The organism is Aeromonas sp. R10-2 (assembly GCF_040908445.1).
Classification (GTDB): Bacteria; Pseudomonadota; Gammaproteobacteria; order Enterobacterales; family Aeromonadaceae; genus Aeromonas; species Aeromonas veronii.
The window spans coordinates 1-16,116 of record NZ_JBFODS010000086.1; the positions used below are offsets into that span (position 1 = coordinate 1).

A 16,116-nucleotide genomic window follows, 5' to 3' on the forward strand; every position below is an offset into this window, starting at 1 on the left:
GAAGAGAACAGAAAAATGGCTGGGGTACTAGGATTCGAACCTAGGGATGGCGAGATCAAAACCCGCTGCCTTACCGCTTGGCGATACCCCAACAGTGATGCCTGACAGAAACTATCAAACATCTTTCAAAAATGGCTGGGGTACTAGGATTCGAACCTAGGGATGGCGAGATCAAAACCCGCTGCCTTACCGCTTGGCGATACCCCAACAGCGTTCCTCAACAGTCGCGAGACTGGCAAAGAACTTTTAAAAATGGCTGGGGTACTAGGATTCGAACCTAGGGATGGCGAGATCAAAACCCGCTGCCTTACCGCTTGGCGATACCCCAACTAGAGATGGTGGCTATGACGGGATTCGAACCTGTGACCCCCGCATTATGAGTGCGATGCTCTAACCAACTGAGCTACATAGCCAACCTTGCTTCCGGTGAGTCGTTACCTCGTCACCGTGCGGGCCGAATTATGCGTATCTGGCTCTGGGGCGTCAACCCTTTTTTTGCCAGAAAAACGCAATTTGAGTGCGTTTGACCAGTTATTGGTCTCTGTTGCGCAAAAGCCCAACAATCTGCTTTTTTTTACGACATTGCCATGATTGCCCGGGCAATGGCAGATAAAAAACAGGCCAGCAAATGCTGGCCTGTCATGGGATTAGACGTTGAACAGGAAATTCATGATATCGCCATCTTTGACGATGTAATCTTTCCCTTCAGCGCGCATTTTGCCCGCTTCCTTGGCGCCTTGCTCACCCTTGTAGTTGATAAAGTCTTCAAAGGCGATGGTTTGGGCGCGAATAAAGCCTTTTTCAAAGTCAGTGTGGATCTTGCCAGCCGCTTGCGGGGCAGTGGCACCGACCGGAATAGTCCAGGCGCGTACCTCTTTCACACCGGCGGTGAAGTAGGTCTGCAGGTTGAGCAGCTGGTAGCCGGAGCGGATAACGCGGTTCAGGCCCGGCTCTTCGATGCCAAGGTCAGCCATGAACTCGGCGCGATCTTCATCGTCCAGTTCGGCGATGTCGGCTTCGATGGCGCAGCAGACCACGACCACGACCGCGTTCTCGGCGGCGGCGATTTCACGCACCTTGTCCAGATAGGGGTTGTTCTCGAAGCCATCTTCCGCCACGTTGGCGATATACATGGTGGGTTTCAGGGTCAGGAAGTTGAGGTGGCTCACGGCGGCCAGCTCTTCTTTATCCAGCTTCATGCCGCGGATCATCTGGCCGTTTTCCAGCGCGACCTTGATCTTCTCCAGGGTTTCGACTTCCAGCTTGGCATCCTTGTCGCCGCCTTTGGCACGCTTGGACTGACGGTGAATGGCGCGCTCGCAGGCGTCCAGGTCCGACAGGGCCAGCTCGGTGTTGATCACTTCGATATCGTCAGCGGGAGAGACCTTGCCGGCAACGTGAATGATGTTCTCGTCATCGAAGCAGCGCACAACGTGGCCGATCGCTTCGGTTTCACGGATGTTGGCCAGGAACTGGTTACCCAGACCTTCACCCTTGGAGGCACCGGCAACCAGGCCGGCGATGTCGACGAATTCCATGGTGGTCGGCACAACGCGCTGCGGATTGATGATGGCCGCCAACTGATCGAGGCGGGGATCCGGCATCGGCACCACACCTGTGTTCGGCTCGATGGTGCAGAACGGGAAGTTGGCGGCTTCGATACCGGCCTTGGTCAGCGCGTTGAACAGGGTGGATTTGCCTACATTGGGCAGGCCCACGATACCGCATTTAAAACCCATGGATTGTTACCTTACTTGATGGATGCTGTTGGGGGTCGCCCGCAGGCGGCCCATGTCATGCTTGTTCTGGTCGTTGCTCATGTACCGGCACAATGCCCGTACAGGGTCAAACCGACCTAACCCTTTTCAGCCTTGAAGCTGTGCAAGCGATTCATGGCCTTGGTCATATCTTGTTTGAACAGGATATCGGTGGCGCGCAGGGACTCGTCCAGCGCGGCGTCGATCAGGTTCTGTTCACTGCTGGGGGCCTTGGTCAGGACGAAGCCAGCCACCTGCTCTTTGCTGCCGGGATGGCCGATCCCGAGCCGCAGCCGGAAGAAGTTATTGTTGTTGCCCATCTTGGCGATGATGTCCTTGAGGCCGTTATGACCACCGTGACCACCACCCTGCTTGAACTTGGCGATGCCAGGCGGCAGATCCAGTTCGTCATGGGCCACCAGAATCGCTTCCGGCTCAATCTGATAAAAACGCGCCAGTGCGGCCACCGCCTTGCCGGAGAGGTTCATATAGGTGTTCGGGATGAGCAGCCGTACATCCTGTCCCTCGACCAGGATGCGGGCAGTATGACCGAAGAACTTGGGTTCTTCACGCAGGCTGACATTGTGCCAGCGGGCCAGTTGCTCCACATACCAGGCGCCCGCATTGTGGCGGGTCTTGGCATATTCCGGGCCGGGGTTGCCCAGTCCGACGATCAGTTTGATTTCGCTTGTCACGCTTGATGTCTTCACTCGCAGCTGCCGTGGGCACACTACCCAGGGCAATAGGACGCAATATTCTAGCCGCCGAGTGGCGATCACTCAACCAATGCGCATGTTATGGCGGGATTTGCAGCATTATTGCGGCCAATGGGTGGCTAACTGTGGGCAAACGGGCCTCTTGCAAGAGGCCCGTTTCAGTTTACCGATGGATTGTGCCCGGTTGACTATCGTCGTTATTTGGCGCGCAGCAGGGTAACGGTCTCTTCATCCAGCGCGGTCAGGGAGGGGCGGGCATCGCGCACATACTCCACGAAAGAGGCTGCATCGGTGCCGCAATCCACGCCGCTGGCTTTGCAATCGAGGGCCTGGCCCGGGGCATAGACGGCGCTCAGCAGCTCGCCGTTTTGTGCCACCTTCAGCACCGGGAAGGCGGTCAGCTTGCCATTGACGCTGGCGATATCGACCCGCTCGCTCTTCTGACGCTGGGCATTGGCCAGTGCTTGCCAGCCATCGTTGCCGTTGGCGCTGTAGGCGTTCATCACTACCCGATAGCGCTGGCTATCAACCAGATCCTGCCACTCGCCGCTTGCGGTCTTGCGCTGCAATTGGGTCAGGGTGCCCGCTTTGCCTGCGTCGGTCTCCTGGAAGGTGTAACGCAGGTGTCCGCCATAGGGGAACTTGCCGGCATGGGCGCTGGCGGGCAGGGTGGCGGTGATGGTCTCGGTCAAGAGGGCACGCACCTCGGCGCCAGTCAGGGTCAGCACCGAGAGCTGGTTCTTGAACGGCAGCAGGGTGAGGGCACTATCCCCCTCGCGCCATTCGCCAGCAGGCAGGTCGGCGCGCACGCCCCCCACCGCAACCAGAGAAAAATCGACCGGGCCGCCGGTCAGGGCTTGCACTGCTGGGGTATTGGCCCAGTAGAACTCCCCTTCGGCAACCAGCGGCGCGACATCTGAGCCGTGGCTGTCGCTGCCGTTGTCGCCGGGACGACGGGCATTTTGCAGCTGCTCGGGGATGGTGCCGATCACCGGGCCGTAGGCTTTCTCCAGCGCCGGTTTGTAGTGGCTGTCGATGATGCCGCGCAGGCGCGGATCTTCGTCCACGGTCACCAGATTGGGCTGGTTGTCGACAAACTGGCTCGCCTCTTTGCTGCGGGCATCGTCGAGCGCCTGCTTGCGCGCCGCATCGGCGAAGAAGTCGCGGCTGGCCAGCAGGCTGTTGTGGCCCTGGCAGTCGGTCACCTGACCGTGGCTGTCAAAGGTCACCTGCGCCAGACCGATGGCCTGGGCGTAGGAGCCCGCCTGCACCACGCAGGTTTTGCCGATGCCATCCGGATTGGTCACCAGCTTGGCGTAATCGCCGGTCTTGCCCCAGCCGATATTGCGAAAATCGCCGAGCAGGCTGTGGGAGTGGCCGCCGACGATGGCATCGAGGCCGTTTACCTTGGCCGCCAGTGCCAGATCCCGCTCGTTGCCGATGTGGGTGAGCGCCACGATCTGATGGATCCCCTTGGCTTGCAGCATGTCGACCGTGGCCTGAGCCGAGGCGACCTCCTTGCCAAAGCGCAGCTTGCCGACGTTGGGGGCGATATTGCCCATGTCTTCCAGTACCAGACCGATGACGGCGACCAGCTGTTTGCCTTGTGGCAGGTTGTCGAGATCGGTGACCGGGCTCTTCTGGTTGCCGTCAAAGGCGTAGACCACGAAGGGCTTGAGGTTGTCAGCCTTGCTGAGGGCCGGATCGGCCTTGGTGTCGAGGTTGGCGGCCAGCACTGGGAAGTTGACCCCCTCGATGAAGCGGGCCAGCTTCTGGTTATCCAGATCGAACTCGTGGTTGCCCAGCGCCATGGCATCGAGGCCGAACTGGCTCAGCAACTCGGCGTTGGCCATCCCCTCGTTGAGTTTGAAGTAGCCGCTGCCCTGCCAGGCATCGCCACCGTGCAGCAGCAGCAAGGGCTGGTTCTTGGCCAGCGCCTCGGCCTGATAGGCTTTCGCCATGGTCAGCAGGCGCGGGTAACCGCCAAAGCGGGTATAGAGGGTGTCCGTCTCCCCCTGCTGGGCAAAGATCTGCCCTTTGATCTCGGCATTGACCGGATCAAACTGGGAGTGGGTGTCGTTCATGTGAGCCAGAGTTAGCACGAAGGGCGGGTTCTCTTTGGCGGGCTGACAGGCGAACAGGGCACAGGTGAGGGTCGCGAGCAGGAGGGGACGCAAGCAATTCATGGGTAAATCCTTAAGCCTGCCGGGGGCAGGGTCGTACCAGATAGCAGAAAGTTGGAAAGAGAAGGTCCAGAAAGACGAAAACCGCCTGATGGCGGTTTTCGTTATTGCTGAATCTATCAATGCTCAAACATGGCAGAGATGGACTCTTCGTTGCTGATGCGACGAATGGCTTCGGCCAGTACAGTTGACAGCGTCAGCTGCTTGACCTTGCCTACCGCTTTCATCTCCGCAGTGAGCGGGATGGAGTCGGTAATGATCAGTTCATCGATCACGGAGTTCTTGATGTTCTCGACGGCAGAACCGGAGAAGACCGGGTGAGTGGCGTAAGCGAATACACGCTTGGCACCGCGCTCTTTCAGGGCCTCTGCGGCTTTGCACAGGGTGCCGCCTGTGTCGATCATGTCATCAACGATGATGCAGTCGCGGCCTGCAACGTCACCGATCAGGTGCATGACCTGGGAGACGTTCGGGCGGGGACGGCGCTTGTCGATGATGGCGATGTCGGTATCATCCAGCAGCTTGGCGATGGCGCGGGCACGCACGACGCCACCGATGTCCGGGGAGACAACGACAGGAGACTCGAGGTTCTTGGACTTCATGTCTTCCAGCAGCACCGGGCTACCGAACACGTTGTCTACCGGAACGTCGAAGAAACCTTGAATTTGCTCGGCATGCAGGTCAACGGTCAGCACGCGATCCACACCGACGCTGGAGAGGAAGTCAGCGACAACCTTGGCGGTGATGGGGACACGGGCGGAGCGGACGCGGCGGTCCTGACGGGCATAACCAAAGTAGGGGATAACGGCAGTGATACGGCCAGCTGAAGCACGACGCAGAGCATCCACCATGACGATCAATTCCATCAAATTGTCGTTGGTCGGGGCACAGGTGGATTGAATGATGAAGATATCGCCACCACGTACATTCTCATTGATCTGTACGCTGATCTCGCCGTCGCTAAAGCGACCTACGGCAGCATTGCCGAGTTTGATAAACAGGCGATCTGCGATCTTCTGGGCTAGTTCCGGCGTTGCGTTACCAGCAAACAGCTTCATGTCAGGCACGGTTTGAAACCTCGGGGTTGCATCCAGTATGTGGGGGAGTCTGAAATCAGACCCTATCGTTTTTGGGCAAACGATTTATCAAGATAACGTACAAGGTGTCTGCTGCCCAATGAATGTGATGATACCGGTAACCCGAATCCGTGGCCGAGTGCAAAACCGGCCACGTTAATCATCATCAATACCGTTCGGTAAAATTGGCTGGGGTACTAGGATTCGAACCTAGGAATGGCGAGATCAAAACCCGCTGCCTTACCGCTTGGCGATACCCCAATCATTTGAACTGTTGCAATGTGGAGAAGAGAGGTGATATGTTCTCGCCCTTGGCGACAAACCCATCAAGTCCCTTCGGCACGCAGGCCAACACTTCCCGAGCAGTTACTTCGTCTTCAAATTGAGCAAAGACGCAGGCTCCTGTGCCCGTCATTCTTGACGGCGCGTATTCTAGCAACCAGCCGAGCGCATTGGCAACCTCGGGGTGGCGCTTTTTCACCAGTGATTCGCAATCGTTTTTCCACTCGCCTTCCAGCAGGTTGTCCAGCGCCATTTTCGGCGTGGCTCTCGGCAGGTCCGGATCCTGGAATACGGCCGCGGTCGCTACATGGCAATCGGGCTTGAGCACCAGATACCAGGCATCGGGTAGTTCGACCGGTTGCAGCCGCTCGCCCACCCCTTCGGCAAAGGCCGCCTTGCCACGGACAAACACCGGTACATCGGCCCCCAGCTGGACGCCAAGTGCTGCCAGTTCATCTTCGCTCAAACCCGCTTGCCAGAGGTGGTTAAGCGCCACCAGCGTGGTCGCTGCATCGGATGAACCGCCGCCAATACCGCCCCCCATGGGCAGCACTTTTTCCAGCCGGATATGGGCACCTTGCGGGCTCGGCAGGGTTGCTTGCAGCAGGCGTGCCGCCCGAATAATCAGATTCTGCTCATCCGGCACCCCGGGAATGGCCGGGCTCAGGGTGAGTGTGTCGCTATTCGGTATCACCTCAAACTCGAGCCAGTCGCTGTGGTTGAGGAAGATAAACAGGGTCTGCAGCTCGTGATAACCATCGGGACGACGGCCATTGACGTGTAAAAACAGGTTGAGTTTGGCCGGTGCCGGCCAGCGTGTGGAAGCCATTAACGTGCAAGAGTCCATTGGTTGATCTGAAGCTTGAGGCGGCTGTTCTGGCCGGTCATGGTCAGCTGGTGTGGCAGGCGGTAGCCATCCTGATCCCGATAATCGCCATAGACGATCTGCCACTGGCCGTCGCGCACGCTGGCCAGACTGCTGTCGGGGTTGAGTTCAAACTCCGCCTGACCCGGCAGCCCCTTGATCCACTCTGGCAATCCAGCAACCGGAATATTCCAGCCGGTCAGTTGATAGATGAGTGCTTCGGCATCCTGGCTCTGGTGGCGATTGCCGTCGCTGTCGAGCAGGGTGATCTCCCCCTTGCTGCGGGAGAGCTCCAGAATGCTGGTGCCGATCAGGCTGGTGAGGTTGAGGCGATAATCCTCCCCATCCTGCTGCCAGTTGAGACGGGCGCTGCCCTTTTGCTGTGGCGTGATGATGGCCATCTTGCCAGAGAGCTGCCAGTGGGTCAGCTGCTCGAGACGGGCCCGCTCCTGGTTCCAGTTCACCTGGTCACGCTGGGGCTGGGTGGTGGCACAACCGGCCAGCAACAGCAGGCAGGTGAGGGTAAAAATACGTAGCAGCAAGAGACGGCTCCAGAGAGAGGAATTTGCCACAGTATACGGGGCGGCCGTATTGCTTTTAAAGACTTACCCTTTCTCGTACAATTGGCAGCCTTTGCACCCAGCGTATGAAATGATCGTCGCCCACTCATGAGTTTGCTTGCCCTCGGAATCAACCACAACACCGCCAGTGTCGCCTTGCGGGAACGGGTCGCCTTTGGCCCGGACTGCATCGATCGCGCCTTGCGTGAGCTGGTGAGCCAACCCGGTGTCAGCGAGGCGGTGATCGTCTCCACCTGCAACCGGACCGAACTCTATTGCAATCTGGAGGAGGAGCGGCAGGAGCAAGTGCTGCGCTGGCTGCAACAGTTCCACGGGCTGGACGCGGCCGAACTGGTCACTGCCATCTATCAGCATCACGATGAAGAGGCGGTGCGCCACCTGATGCGGGTGGCGTGCGGGCTCGACTCGCTGGTGTTGGGGGAGCCGCAGATCCTGGGGCAGATCAAGCAATCCTACGCTCATGCCCAGCAGGCGGAGTCGGTGAAGGGGGCGCTGGAGCGGCTGTTCCAGAAATCCTTCTCGGTGGCGAAAAGAGTGCGTACCGATACCGAGATTGGCGCCAGTGCCGTGTCGGTGGCCTTTGCCGCCGTCAGCCTGGGCCGGCGGATCTTCTCCGATCTCTCCCAGACCAAGGTATTGCTGGTCGGGGCGGGGGAGACCATCGAACTGGTGGCCCGTCATCTGCGCGAGCAGAACGTCACCAAGATGATGGTGGCTAACCGCACCCTGCAGCGTGCCCAGACCCTGGCGGCCGAATTCGGTGCCCAGGTGATGACGCTCGAAGAGATCCCCGACTATCTGCACGAAGCGGATATTGTCATCAGCTCGACCGCCAGCCCCCTGCCCATCATCGGCAAGGGGATGGTGGAGCGCGCGCTAAAGGCCCGCCGTTTCAAACCCATGTTTCTGGTGGATATTGCCGTGCCGCGCGACATCGAAGCCGAAGTCGATGAGCTCTCCGATGCCTATCTCTACACGGTGGATGATTTGCAGGGGATCATCGAGCAGAACCTCGAAACCCGTAAGCGGGCCGCCGCACAGGCCGAGGTGATCGTGCAGGAAGAGCGCGACGAGTTTATGGGCTGGTATCGCGGCCAGAGCTCGGTCGATCTCATTCGCGATTACCGCCATCAGTCCCAGCAAGTGGCTGATGAAGAGTTGCAACGGGCCCTGCTGGCATTGGCGCAGGGCGAGAGTGCCGAACAGGCGCTCAAGGCGATGGCCCATCGCCTCACCAACAAATTGATCCACGCGCCGACCCAGGCGTTGCGCCAGGCTGCCTCCCAGGGGGATCAGAGCGAGCTCTCCCGCTTGCGGCAGGCGCTGGGGTTGTCACAAGAGCCATAATTTTCGGGCAACCTGCCGGTTGTCCCGTCCTCCATTGAGAATGCAAGAGTTATGAATCCGTCACTGATCAGAAAGCTGGAAGGCCTCATCGAGCGCCACGAAGAAGTACAGGCCATGCTCGGCGAGCCGGATGTGGTCTCGGATCAGGATCGCTACCGCGCCCTGACCCGCGAATATGCCCAGCTGGAAGATATCGTTCACGCCTTCCAGCGTTACCGTCAGGCTCAGGATGATCTTGAGACCACCCAGATGATGCTGGAGGAGGATGATGCCGACTTGCGCGAGATGGCGCAGGAGGAGCTGCCGCTGGCCAAGGCCAATCTGGAGGCGCTGGAGCAGGAGCTGCAACTGATGTTGCTGCCCAAGGATCCCAAGGATGACAACAATTGCTATCTGGAGATCCGCGCTGGTGCCGGTGGCGACGAAGCGGCCATCTTTGCCGGTGACCTGTTCCGCATGTATTCACGGTTTGCCGAGCGTCAGGGCTGGCGCGTCTCCATCGTCAGCTGCAACGATGGTGAATACGGTGGCTACAAGGAGGTGATCGCCAAGATCGACGGCGAGCGCGTCTATGGCCGTCTCAAGTTTGAATCCGGTGGTCACCGGGTACAGCGGGTGCCGGAGACCGAATCTCAGGGGCGGGTGCACACCTCCGCCTGTACCGTCGCCGTGTTGCCGGAAGTGCCGGAAGCCGAGCAGATCGAGATCAACCCTTCCGATCTGAAGATCGACACCTTCCGCGCCTCCGGTGCCGGCGGTCAGCACGTCAACAAGACCGACTCGGCCATCCGCATCACCCACCTGCCGACCGGTCTGGTGGTGGAGTGCCAGGACGAGCGCTCCCAGCACAAGAACCGCGCCAAGGCGATGTCGGTGCTCTCCGCCCGCCTGCAAGCGGCCGAGGATGAGCGCCACCGCGCCGCCGAGCAGAGCACCCGCCGCAATCTGGTGGGCTCCGGTGATCGCTCCGAGCGCATCCGTACCTACAACTACCCGCAGGGCCGCCTCTCCGAGCACCGCATCAACCTGACCCTCTATCGCCTCTCCGAAATTCTGGAAGGGGATCTGGACTGCGTCATCACCCCGCTGGTGCAGGAGTATCAGGCCGATCAGCTCGCCTCGCTGGCCGAGAACAACTAATGCAAATGGTGATCCGGCAAGCTCGCATTAAGTGTTCTGCCCATAAGGTGGAGTGGCACTGATGCAGATCCAGCAGGCCCGCGCCCATATCATGACTGTGTTGGCTGAGGGGGAGTCCCCCCGCGCCGATGCCGATGTACTGCTCTGTCATCTGTTCGGGTGTCGTCGCAGCTATCTGATGACCTGGCCCGAACATGAGCTGGATGCCGCCCAGCAGGCCACCCTGCAGGGGTGGCTGGCTCGTCGTCTCAACGGCGAACCTATCGCCCATCTGGTGGGCGAGCGGGAGTTCTGGTCGCTGCCCCTCAAGGTGAGCCCGGCGACCCTGATCCCGCGCCCCGATACCGAGGTGCTGGTCGAGCAGGCGCTGACCAGAATCCCGCAAGGTCCTTGCGCCGTGCTGGATCTCGGCACCGGCACCGGCGCCATCGCGCTGGCGCTCAAGTCCGAGCGGCCCGAGGTCGATGTGTGGGCGGTGGATCGGATGGCGGATGCCGCGGCGCTGGCCCGCGAGAACAGCGCCGCACTGGGGTTACCCATCGAGGTGCGCGATGGCAGCTGGTTCGAGCCCCTTGGCGAGCCGGATCACGACGAAACGCCACGATTTGCGGTGATTGTCTCCAATCCCCCCTATATTGATGGCGCCGATCCCCATCTCGAGCAGGGTGACGTGCGCTTTGAACCCCGTTCAGCGCTGGTTGCCGATGACGCCGGGCTGGCTGATATCCGCCATATCGTGGCCCATGCTCCCGCTTATCTGCTGACCGATGGCTGGTTGCTGCTGGAGCATGGCTGGGGTCAGGGGGAGGCGGTGCGTCAGTTGCTGCGCGATGGCGGTTACCGCGAGGTAGCCACGGTGCGCGATTACGGGGATAACGACAGGGTGACGCTGGGCCTCTGCCCGCTGCGCTGACAGCCCCTTACTGTTACACGGCGGGTTGCCTGTGCGCCCCCATGCAAGGATTGAATATGGTTTTTGTGCTCAAACACCTGCACCTCACCCTGATAGCCGGGGCCGTGCTGATGTTTATGCTCCGCTTCTACTGGGTACAGACCGCCACTGGCCGAGCCTATAGCGCGCCGGTGATGAAGGTCAGCGGTTGGCTCAACGGTCTGGTGGTGCTCTCCGGCGTATTGCTCTGTATGGTGCTGGATCTCAACCCGCTCAATAACGGAACGCCCTGGCTCAGCGAGAAGCTGATGGCCATTCTGGTGCTGGTATTTCTGGCGGCGATGGCGCTGCGGTTGGCCAAAAGCAATCTGGTGCGCTGGTGCTCCTTTCTGGGGGCGCTCGGCTGGATCTACTTTATTGCCAAGTTGGCAGTGCTCAAACAGACGAGTGTGTTCGGCTAAGGCATGAAGAGAATGTTACACATAGACGAATGGACCGATTTCGAAGCCCACGACATCACCGAGCTGGCGTTGTCAGTCAGTGACGAAATTTATGGCTCGGTCGAGGAGGGGATCCGCGAGTTGAACCTGCTGGACGAGTGGCTGGATGAGCAGATCGAAGAGGGCACCTGCGACGAGGTGCGCCAGCAGTTGCTGCAGGGCTTCTACCACAGCCTCGGTTTTCATGGCGACTGGCAGGACTATTTCTCTGCCAACAACTGTGACCTCAATCAGGTGCTGGTGCAGCGCAAGGGGATCCCGGTCAGCCTCGGCATTCTCATCATCCAGCTGGGGCGCAAGCTTGGGCTCGATGTGGAGGGGATCTGCTTCCCCGGCCACTTCCTGGTGAGCTTTGCCGGTGGCGAGGGGGAGGTCTATGTCGACCCCTTTACCGGCGACGAGCTGAGTCTGGCCCGCATCGAGCTGCTGCTGCGCGGTGCGTTGGGGGACTTGGCGACCCTGACCCCCGACTACCTGCAGCCCTCCGGCCAGTGGGAGATCATCGAACGGCTGCTCAATGTCAGCAAGGGGGCCTTGCTGCGGGAAGACCGCATGCCCGAGGCACTGCGTTGCAGCGAGTTGTTGCTGCGGATGAAGCCCGGCGATCCGCTGGAGACGCGGGATCGCGGCTTTATCTACGAGCAGCTCGATTGCCCGCGCCAGGCCGCCGACGATTTTGAATATTTTATTGAACAATGCCCGGACGATCCGGTCGCCGACGTGCTGAAAGTACAGCTGGCCGCGCTGGATCTGAGCCCCAAGCCCCTCCATTAAGGGCGGCTTGAAACTTAAACAGAAGAATATCAAGGCCGCAGCGCTCGGCTGCAACGGAGTAACTTGGCTTCAGGCCCCTTCATTAAGGAAGTCTTAGATGGAACAGAAGAATATCAAGATCAACCAGATCGACGTAGCCAACGACAAACCGTTCGTGCTGTTTGGCGGCATGAACGTGCTGGAATCCCGCGACATGGCGATGGCGGTGTGCGAGAAGTACGTGGAAGTGACCAGCAAGCTGGGCATCCCGTTTGTCTTCAAGGCGAGCTGGGACAAGGCCAACCGCTCTTCCATCCACTCCTACCGCGGTCCGGGTCTGGAAGAGGGGATGAAGATTTTCCAGGAGCTGAAAGCGACCTTCGGCATGCCGGTCATCTCCGATCTGCACGAACCCCATCAGGCCAAGCCGGTCGCCGAGGTGGTTGACGTTATCCAGCTGCCCGCTTTCCTGGCACGCCAGACCGATCTGGTGGAAGCCATGGCCCGCACCGGCAACGTCATCAACATCAAGAAGCCGCAGTTCCTGAGCCCAAGCCAGATGAAGAACATTACCGACAAGTTCGAGGAGTGCGGCAACGACCAGCTGATCCTGTGCGAGCGCGGTGCCAACTTCGGCTACGACAACCTGGTGGTGGACATGCTGGGTCTGGGCGTGATGAAGAAGAGCACCGGTGGCTATCCGGTGATCTTTGACGTGACCCACTCCCTGCAGTGCCGTGATCCGCTGGGTGCCGCCTCCGGTGGCCGTCGCGAACAGGTGACCGAGCTGGCACGTGCCGGAATGGCGGTCGGTCTGGCCGGTCTCTTTATCGAATCCCACCCGGATCCGAAAATTGCTCGCTGCGATGGCCCGAGTGCCCTGCCGCTGGAGAAGCTGGAAGGCTTCCTCAAACAGATGAAGGCCATTGATGACCTGATCAAGGGCTTCGAACCTCTCGATACCTCGGCCTGATCCCGACGCTGTCATGCCTGATGAAAATGCCCCGCAATGCGGGGCATTTTTTGATAAGGATGCGGTGACAAGCACGCATAAAAAAACGGCCGATTGGCCGTTTTTTTGTGCCGATACAGCGAGTATCAGCTCTTCACTGCAGGGCGCTGATTACAGGCTCTGGGTGAAAGTACGGGTAACCACGTCACGCTGCTGTTCCGGGGTCAGGGCGTTGAAACGCACTGCGTAGCCAGATACACGGATGGTCAGCTGCGGGTACTTCTCCGGGTTTTCGATAGCATCTTCCAGAGTTTCGCGACGCAGCACGTTGACGTTCAGGTGCTGGCCACCTTCAACAGCAGGCTCAGCCTGAACCGGCAGTTCGCGGTATTCGAACTGACCCAGGTCAGCCAGTTGCACTTCTTGATCGGCAGCGAAAGCATCGCCTTTGACGCAGATGCAGCGAGCTTGTTGCTTCTCTTCGTCCAGCAGCCAGAAAGAGTTCAGCAGAGCGGTGTTGGCGGCCTGGGTGATTTGAATGCCTTTGATCATGGTATGACTCCTCAATGGGAACGCGAATCCAACTGTAAGGAAATTACCCTGATGTATTTAAGCTACCGTCGATGGCGATGACTTAAAGGGCCCTTGCCTTACACCTTTTCTTTGATGGGGTCATATATACCACGGTGGTAATATTACCAAAATTGATCTAGATCAAGAAAATCCGACAAAGCGCCATTTCAATGGGATTAAATTCTTGAGTTGAATCAAAAATAGGTCATTTTTCTGATTTTGTAAGATATCCAAATTATGCATCTTTTGTCTCGTTAATCTAGTAATTTAACTACATCTTTTCGGCTTTTTCTGAGGTTAATTGAGGGGTTGGCTACACTCAGCAAAAAAAGCGAGGAGAGTGCCGGGTGAATAATGGGTTGCGAAAGTGGGCATGGCTGGCCCTGTTCTGTTGCTGGGCAAGCAGTGTTGCGGTACGGGCCGAGACGGTGCGAATTGCTGTGGGCGAGTGGCCACCTTATATCAGTGAGGCGCTGCCCAATCAGGGCTTTCTCTGTGAGGTGGTGCGCCAGGCCTTTGCCGAAGAGGGGCTCGATGTCAGCTTTCACTTCTATTCCTGGGCCGAGGCTTACCGACTGACTCTGGAGGGACGCTATGTGGTCACCATGCCCTGGTTTCGCTCCCGCGAGCGGGAGCAGCTTTTCTATCTCTCCGCCTCGCTCGGCCATTTCACCACTCGCCTGATGACGCTGACCGGTACGCCCGCGATCAATCTGGGTGAGCTGAAACACGAGCCGGTCGGAGTGACCCGTGGCTATTTCTATGGCGATGGTTTTGCCGCTCGCCAAGCCGGGCTCACCCTCGAGTGGTCAGATTCCGATGAGGAGAGCATGGGCAAGCTGCTTGACGGGCAGATCCACTATCTGGTGATGGATGAGCAGGTGGCACAGACTCTGTTCCAGCAGGCGCTCGTTCGTCATCCCCAATCGCTGTCACTGACCGGTGCCGCCGACCCCATCTGGTTGCAACCGGGATACCTGCTGATGCGCAAGGCCGATCCCGAGGCGCGCCGTCTGATGCTGCTGTTCAATACCGGCCTGCGCAAGCTGGAGCGCTCGGGGCGCCTAGCCAGGCTCTGGAAAGCGTGAGCCACGGTTGCGTCTTGCGGGCTGGCCCCCTATCCTGAGCCCTTCGCCGTATCAAGTGAGGAGGCCGGGGTGCTGACCTGGAGTGATGTGATTGGCTCTGAGAAAGAGCAGGACTATTTCAAGAGTACGCTGGCAACTGTCAGAGCCGAGCGGGAAGCGGGCAAGGTGATCTACCCGCCAGCTACCGATGTGTTCAATGCCTTCAAGCTGACCGAGCTGGATCAGGTCAAGGTGGTGATCCTGGGCCAGGACCCCTACCACGGCCCCAATCAGGCGCACGGTCTCTGCTTCTCCGTTCTGCCCGGCGTGCGTACGCCCCCCTCACTGGTCAACATCTATAAAGAGATGCAGCGTGACCTGCCAGGTTTCGTCACACCCAATCACGGCTTTCTCGAATCCTGGGCCAAACAAGGTGTCTTGCTGCTCAACACTGTGCTGACGGTGCAGGCCGGTCAGGCCCATTCCCACGCCCATCTGGGATGGGAGACCTTTACCGATCGGGTCATCGAGCAGATCAATGCCAGCTGTCAGGGGGTGGTGTTCCTGCTGTGGGGCGCCCACGCCCAGAAGAAGGGACGTTTCATCGACCGCCAGCGCCACTATGTGCTGACCGCGCCGCACCCGAGCCCCCTCTCTGCCCACCGCGGTTTCATCGGTTGCGGTCACTTTAGCGAGACCAATCGCTTGCTGGAACAACAGGGCAAGAGTCCGATAGAGTGGAAATCTGTCTGCATCCCACTTGATTGAGTGCAAAGTTCGGGCGACAAATGACCGTATACTCAGGGACATAAGATTAATTCAGAGCCAAGGAGTGCCCATGTTATCCAGTCTGCACAAGGATCATCTCAACATCGCCCGACTTTTGGAGCTGCTCAAGCACAAGCTGGCAGCCATCCGTGCCGAAGAGCCCATCAGCTATTTTCTGGTGCGCGATGTCATCGACTACCTGCGGGAGGTCTCTGACAAGTACCACCATCCTAAGGAAGATCTCATCTATGACTACTACCTGAAATATCGGGTGGTGGAGGGAGAGGTCGCCAACCGCCTGCAGGAGGAGCACGTCAAGCTGCTGGAGGCCGGGGCCGATCTCAAGGAGATGGTGGAGATGATCCTGATGGATGCGGTGATCCCCCTCGATCAGTTCACTACCAAGCTGGAGCGCTTCGTGGAGCTGCAAGAGGCACACATGAACTATGAAGAGGGGGTGATCTTCCCCCATCTGCGTGACTCCCTGACCGAGGATGACTGGCGTCATCTGGAGCAAAACTGGCAGAATCGCGCCATTGGCGACCCCCTGTTCGGGGCTGAGGTGAGCCAGCACTTCCAGGCACTGGCCAAACGCCTCTCTCTGCCGCTCACGACCGGCTAAGACGAGCCCGTACCCGCAGCGTGGCAGGTATTGTGTGAGTGC

At 59.1% G+C, this 16,116-nt stretch carries 16 protein-coding genes and 5 tRNA genes; 9 read left to right on the forward strand and 12 right to left on the reverse strand.

What is annotated here, in order from left to right; translation table 11 throughout:
- Positions 1 to 16: 16 nt before the first annotated feature.
- The 11 genes from AB5Y97_RS16365 to lolB all read right to left on the reverse strand — a co-directional run bounded on the left by AB5Y97_RS16365 (position 17) and on the right by lolB (position 7,421).
- Positions 17 to 91, reverse strand: a tRNA-Gln gene (locus AB5Y97_RS16365).
- A 41-nt stretch (positions 92 to 132) separates the two neighbouring features.
- Positions 133 to 207: transfer RNA gene (locus tag AB5Y97_RS16370), tRNA-Gln, on the reverse strand.
- Between the two features lie 46 nt (positions 208 to 253).
- Positions 254 to 328: transfer RNA gene (locus AB5Y97_RS16375), tRNA-Gln, on the reverse strand.
- 8 nt (positions 329 to 336) lie between these two features.
- Positions 337 to 413 (reverse strand) — tRNA-Met (locus AB5Y97_RS16380).
- Positions 414 to 647: 234 nt separating this feature from the next.
- Positions 648 to 1,739, reverse strand: coding sequence for a redox-regulated ATPase YchF (gene ychF, locus AB5Y97_RS16385; RefSeq protein ID WP_005334961.1), 1,092 nt, complete (start codon positions 1,737 to 1,739; stop codon positions 648 to 650).
- A gap of 116 nt (positions 1,740 to 1,855) precedes the next feature.
- Positions 1,856 to 2,452: an aminoacyl-tRNA hydrolase gene (gene pth, locus AB5Y97_RS16390; RefSeq protein ID WP_058059203.1), complete on the reverse strand. Its 597-nt coding sequence runs from the start codon at positions 2,450 to 2,452 to the stop codon at positions 1,856 to 1,858.
- 218 nt (positions 2,453 to 2,670) lie between these two features.
- Complete coding sequence (locus AB5Y97_RS16395; protein WP_368158485.1) at positions 2,671 to 4,659, reverse strand: bifunctional UDP-sugar hydrolase/5'-nucleotidase; 1,989 nt, start codon at positions 4,657 to 4,659, stop codon at positions 2,671 to 2,673.
- Positions 4,660 to 4,775: 116 nt separating this feature from the next.
- The gene (locus AB5Y97_RS16400; protein ID WP_005343846.1) at positions 4,776 to 5,723 is read right to left on the reverse strand and encodes a ribose-phosphate pyrophosphokinase; all 948 of its coding nucleotides are present in this window, start codon (positions 5,721 to 5,723) and stop codon (positions 4,776 to 4,778) included.
- Positions 5,724 to 5,918: 195 nt separating this feature from the next.
- A tRNA-Gln gene (locus tag AB5Y97_RS16405) sits at positions 5,919 to 5,993 on the reverse strand.
- Position 5,994: 1 nt separating this feature from the next.
- Complete coding sequence (gene ispE, locus AB5Y97_RS16410) at positions 5,995 to 6,843, reverse strand: 4-(cytidine 5'-diphospho)-2-C-methyl-D-erythritol kinase (protein ID WP_042054540.1); 849 nt, start codon at positions 6,841 to 6,843, stop codon at positions 5,995 to 5,997.
- On the reverse strand, positions 6,843 to 7,421 hold the full coding sequence (lolB, locus tag AB5Y97_RS16415) for a lipoprotein insertase outer membrane protein LolB (protein ID WP_005334955.1): 579 nt from the start codon (positions 7,419 to 7,421) through the stop codon (positions 6,843 to 6,845). Before lolB ends, ispE begins: the two co-directional genes overlap by 1 nt.
- Before the next feature lie 126 nt (positions 7,422 to 7,547).
- Between lolB and hemA the strand changes: the two genes are divergently transcribed.
- From hemA to kdsA, 6 genes are all read left to right on the forward strand, one after another.
- On the forward strand, positions 7,548 to 8,807 hold the full coding sequence (gene hemA, locus AB5Y97_RS16420; RefSeq protein ID WP_005362209.1) for a glutamyl-tRNA reductase: 1,260 nt from the start codon (positions 7,548 to 7,550) through the stop codon (positions 8,805 to 8,807).
- Positions 8,808 to 8,858: 51 nt separating this feature from the next.
- Positions 8,859 to 9,947: a peptide chain release factor 1 gene (prfA, locus tag AB5Y97_RS16425; RefSeq protein WP_005353897.1), complete on the forward strand. Its 1,089-nt coding sequence runs from the start codon at positions 8,859 to 8,861 to the stop codon at positions 9,945 to 9,947.
- A gap of 61 nt (positions 9,948 to 10,008) precedes the next feature.
- Positions 10,009 to 10,860 carry a peptide chain release factor N(5)-glutamine methyltransferase gene (prmC, locus tag AB5Y97_RS16430; RefSeq protein WP_368158488.1) on the forward strand — a complete coding sequence of 284 codons (852 nt, stop codon included), beginning with the start codon at positions 10,009 to 10,011 and terminating at the stop codon, positions 10,858 to 10,860.
- Positions 10,861 to 10,916: 56 nt separating this feature from the next.
- The gene (locus AB5Y97_RS16435) at positions 10,917 to 11,300 is read left to right on the forward strand and encodes a SirB2 family protein (protein WP_005334939.1); all 384 of its coding nucleotides are present in this window, start codon (positions 10,917 to 10,919) and stop codon (positions 11,298 to 11,300) included.
- A 12-nt stretch (positions 11,301 to 11,312) separates the two neighbouring features.
- Positions 11,313 to 12,113: a SirB1 family protein gene (locus AB5Y97_RS16440; RefSeq protein ID WP_005362204.1), complete on the forward strand. Its 801-nt coding sequence runs from the start codon at positions 11,313 to 11,315 to the stop codon at positions 12,111 to 12,113.
- 97 nt (positions 12,114 to 12,210) lie between these two features.
- Positions 12,211 to 13,065, forward strand: coding sequence for a 3-deoxy-8-phosphooctulonate synthase (kdsA, locus tag AB5Y97_RS16445; RefSeq protein ID WP_005334937.1), 855 nt, complete (start codon positions 12,211 to 12,213; stop codon positions 13,063 to 13,065).
- 150 nt (positions 13,066 to 13,215) lie between these two features.
- Here kdsA and grcA read toward each other — a convergent pair whose 3' ends face one another.
- Positions 13,216 to 13,596, reverse strand: a complete 381-nt coding sequence (gene grcA, locus AB5Y97_RS16450; protein ID WP_005334936.1) for an autonomous glycyl radical cofactor GrcA — start codon at positions 13,594 to 13,596, stop codon at positions 13,216 to 13,218.
- A 368-nt stretch (positions 13,597 to 13,964) separates the two neighbouring features.
- Between grcA and AB5Y97_RS16455 the strand changes: the two genes are divergently transcribed.
- The 3 genes from AB5Y97_RS16455 to AB5Y97_RS16465 all read left to right on the forward strand — a co-directional run bounded on the left by AB5Y97_RS16455 (position 13,965) and on the right by AB5Y97_RS16465 (position 16,074).
- Positions 13,965 to 14,705, forward strand: coding sequence for a transporter substrate-binding domain-containing protein (locus AB5Y97_RS16455; protein WP_201946226.1), 741 nt, complete (start codon positions 13,965 to 13,967; stop codon positions 14,703 to 14,705).
- A gap of 69 nt (positions 14,706 to 14,774) precedes the next feature.
- Complete coding sequence (gene ung / locus AB5Y97_RS16460; protein ID WP_005353881.1) at positions 14,775 to 15,452, forward strand: uracil-DNA glycosylase; 678 nt, start codon at positions 14,775 to 14,777, stop codon at positions 15,450 to 15,452.
- Positions 15,453 to 15,522: 70 nt separating this feature from the next.
- Positions 15,523 to 16,074 carry a hemerythrin domain-containing protein gene (locus tag AB5Y97_RS16465; RefSeq protein WP_005353878.1) on the forward strand — a complete coding sequence of 184 codons (552 nt, stop codon included), beginning with the start codon at positions 15,523 to 15,525 and terminating at the stop codon, positions 16,072 to 16,074.
- Positions 16,075 to 16,116 lie beyond the last annotated feature (42 nt).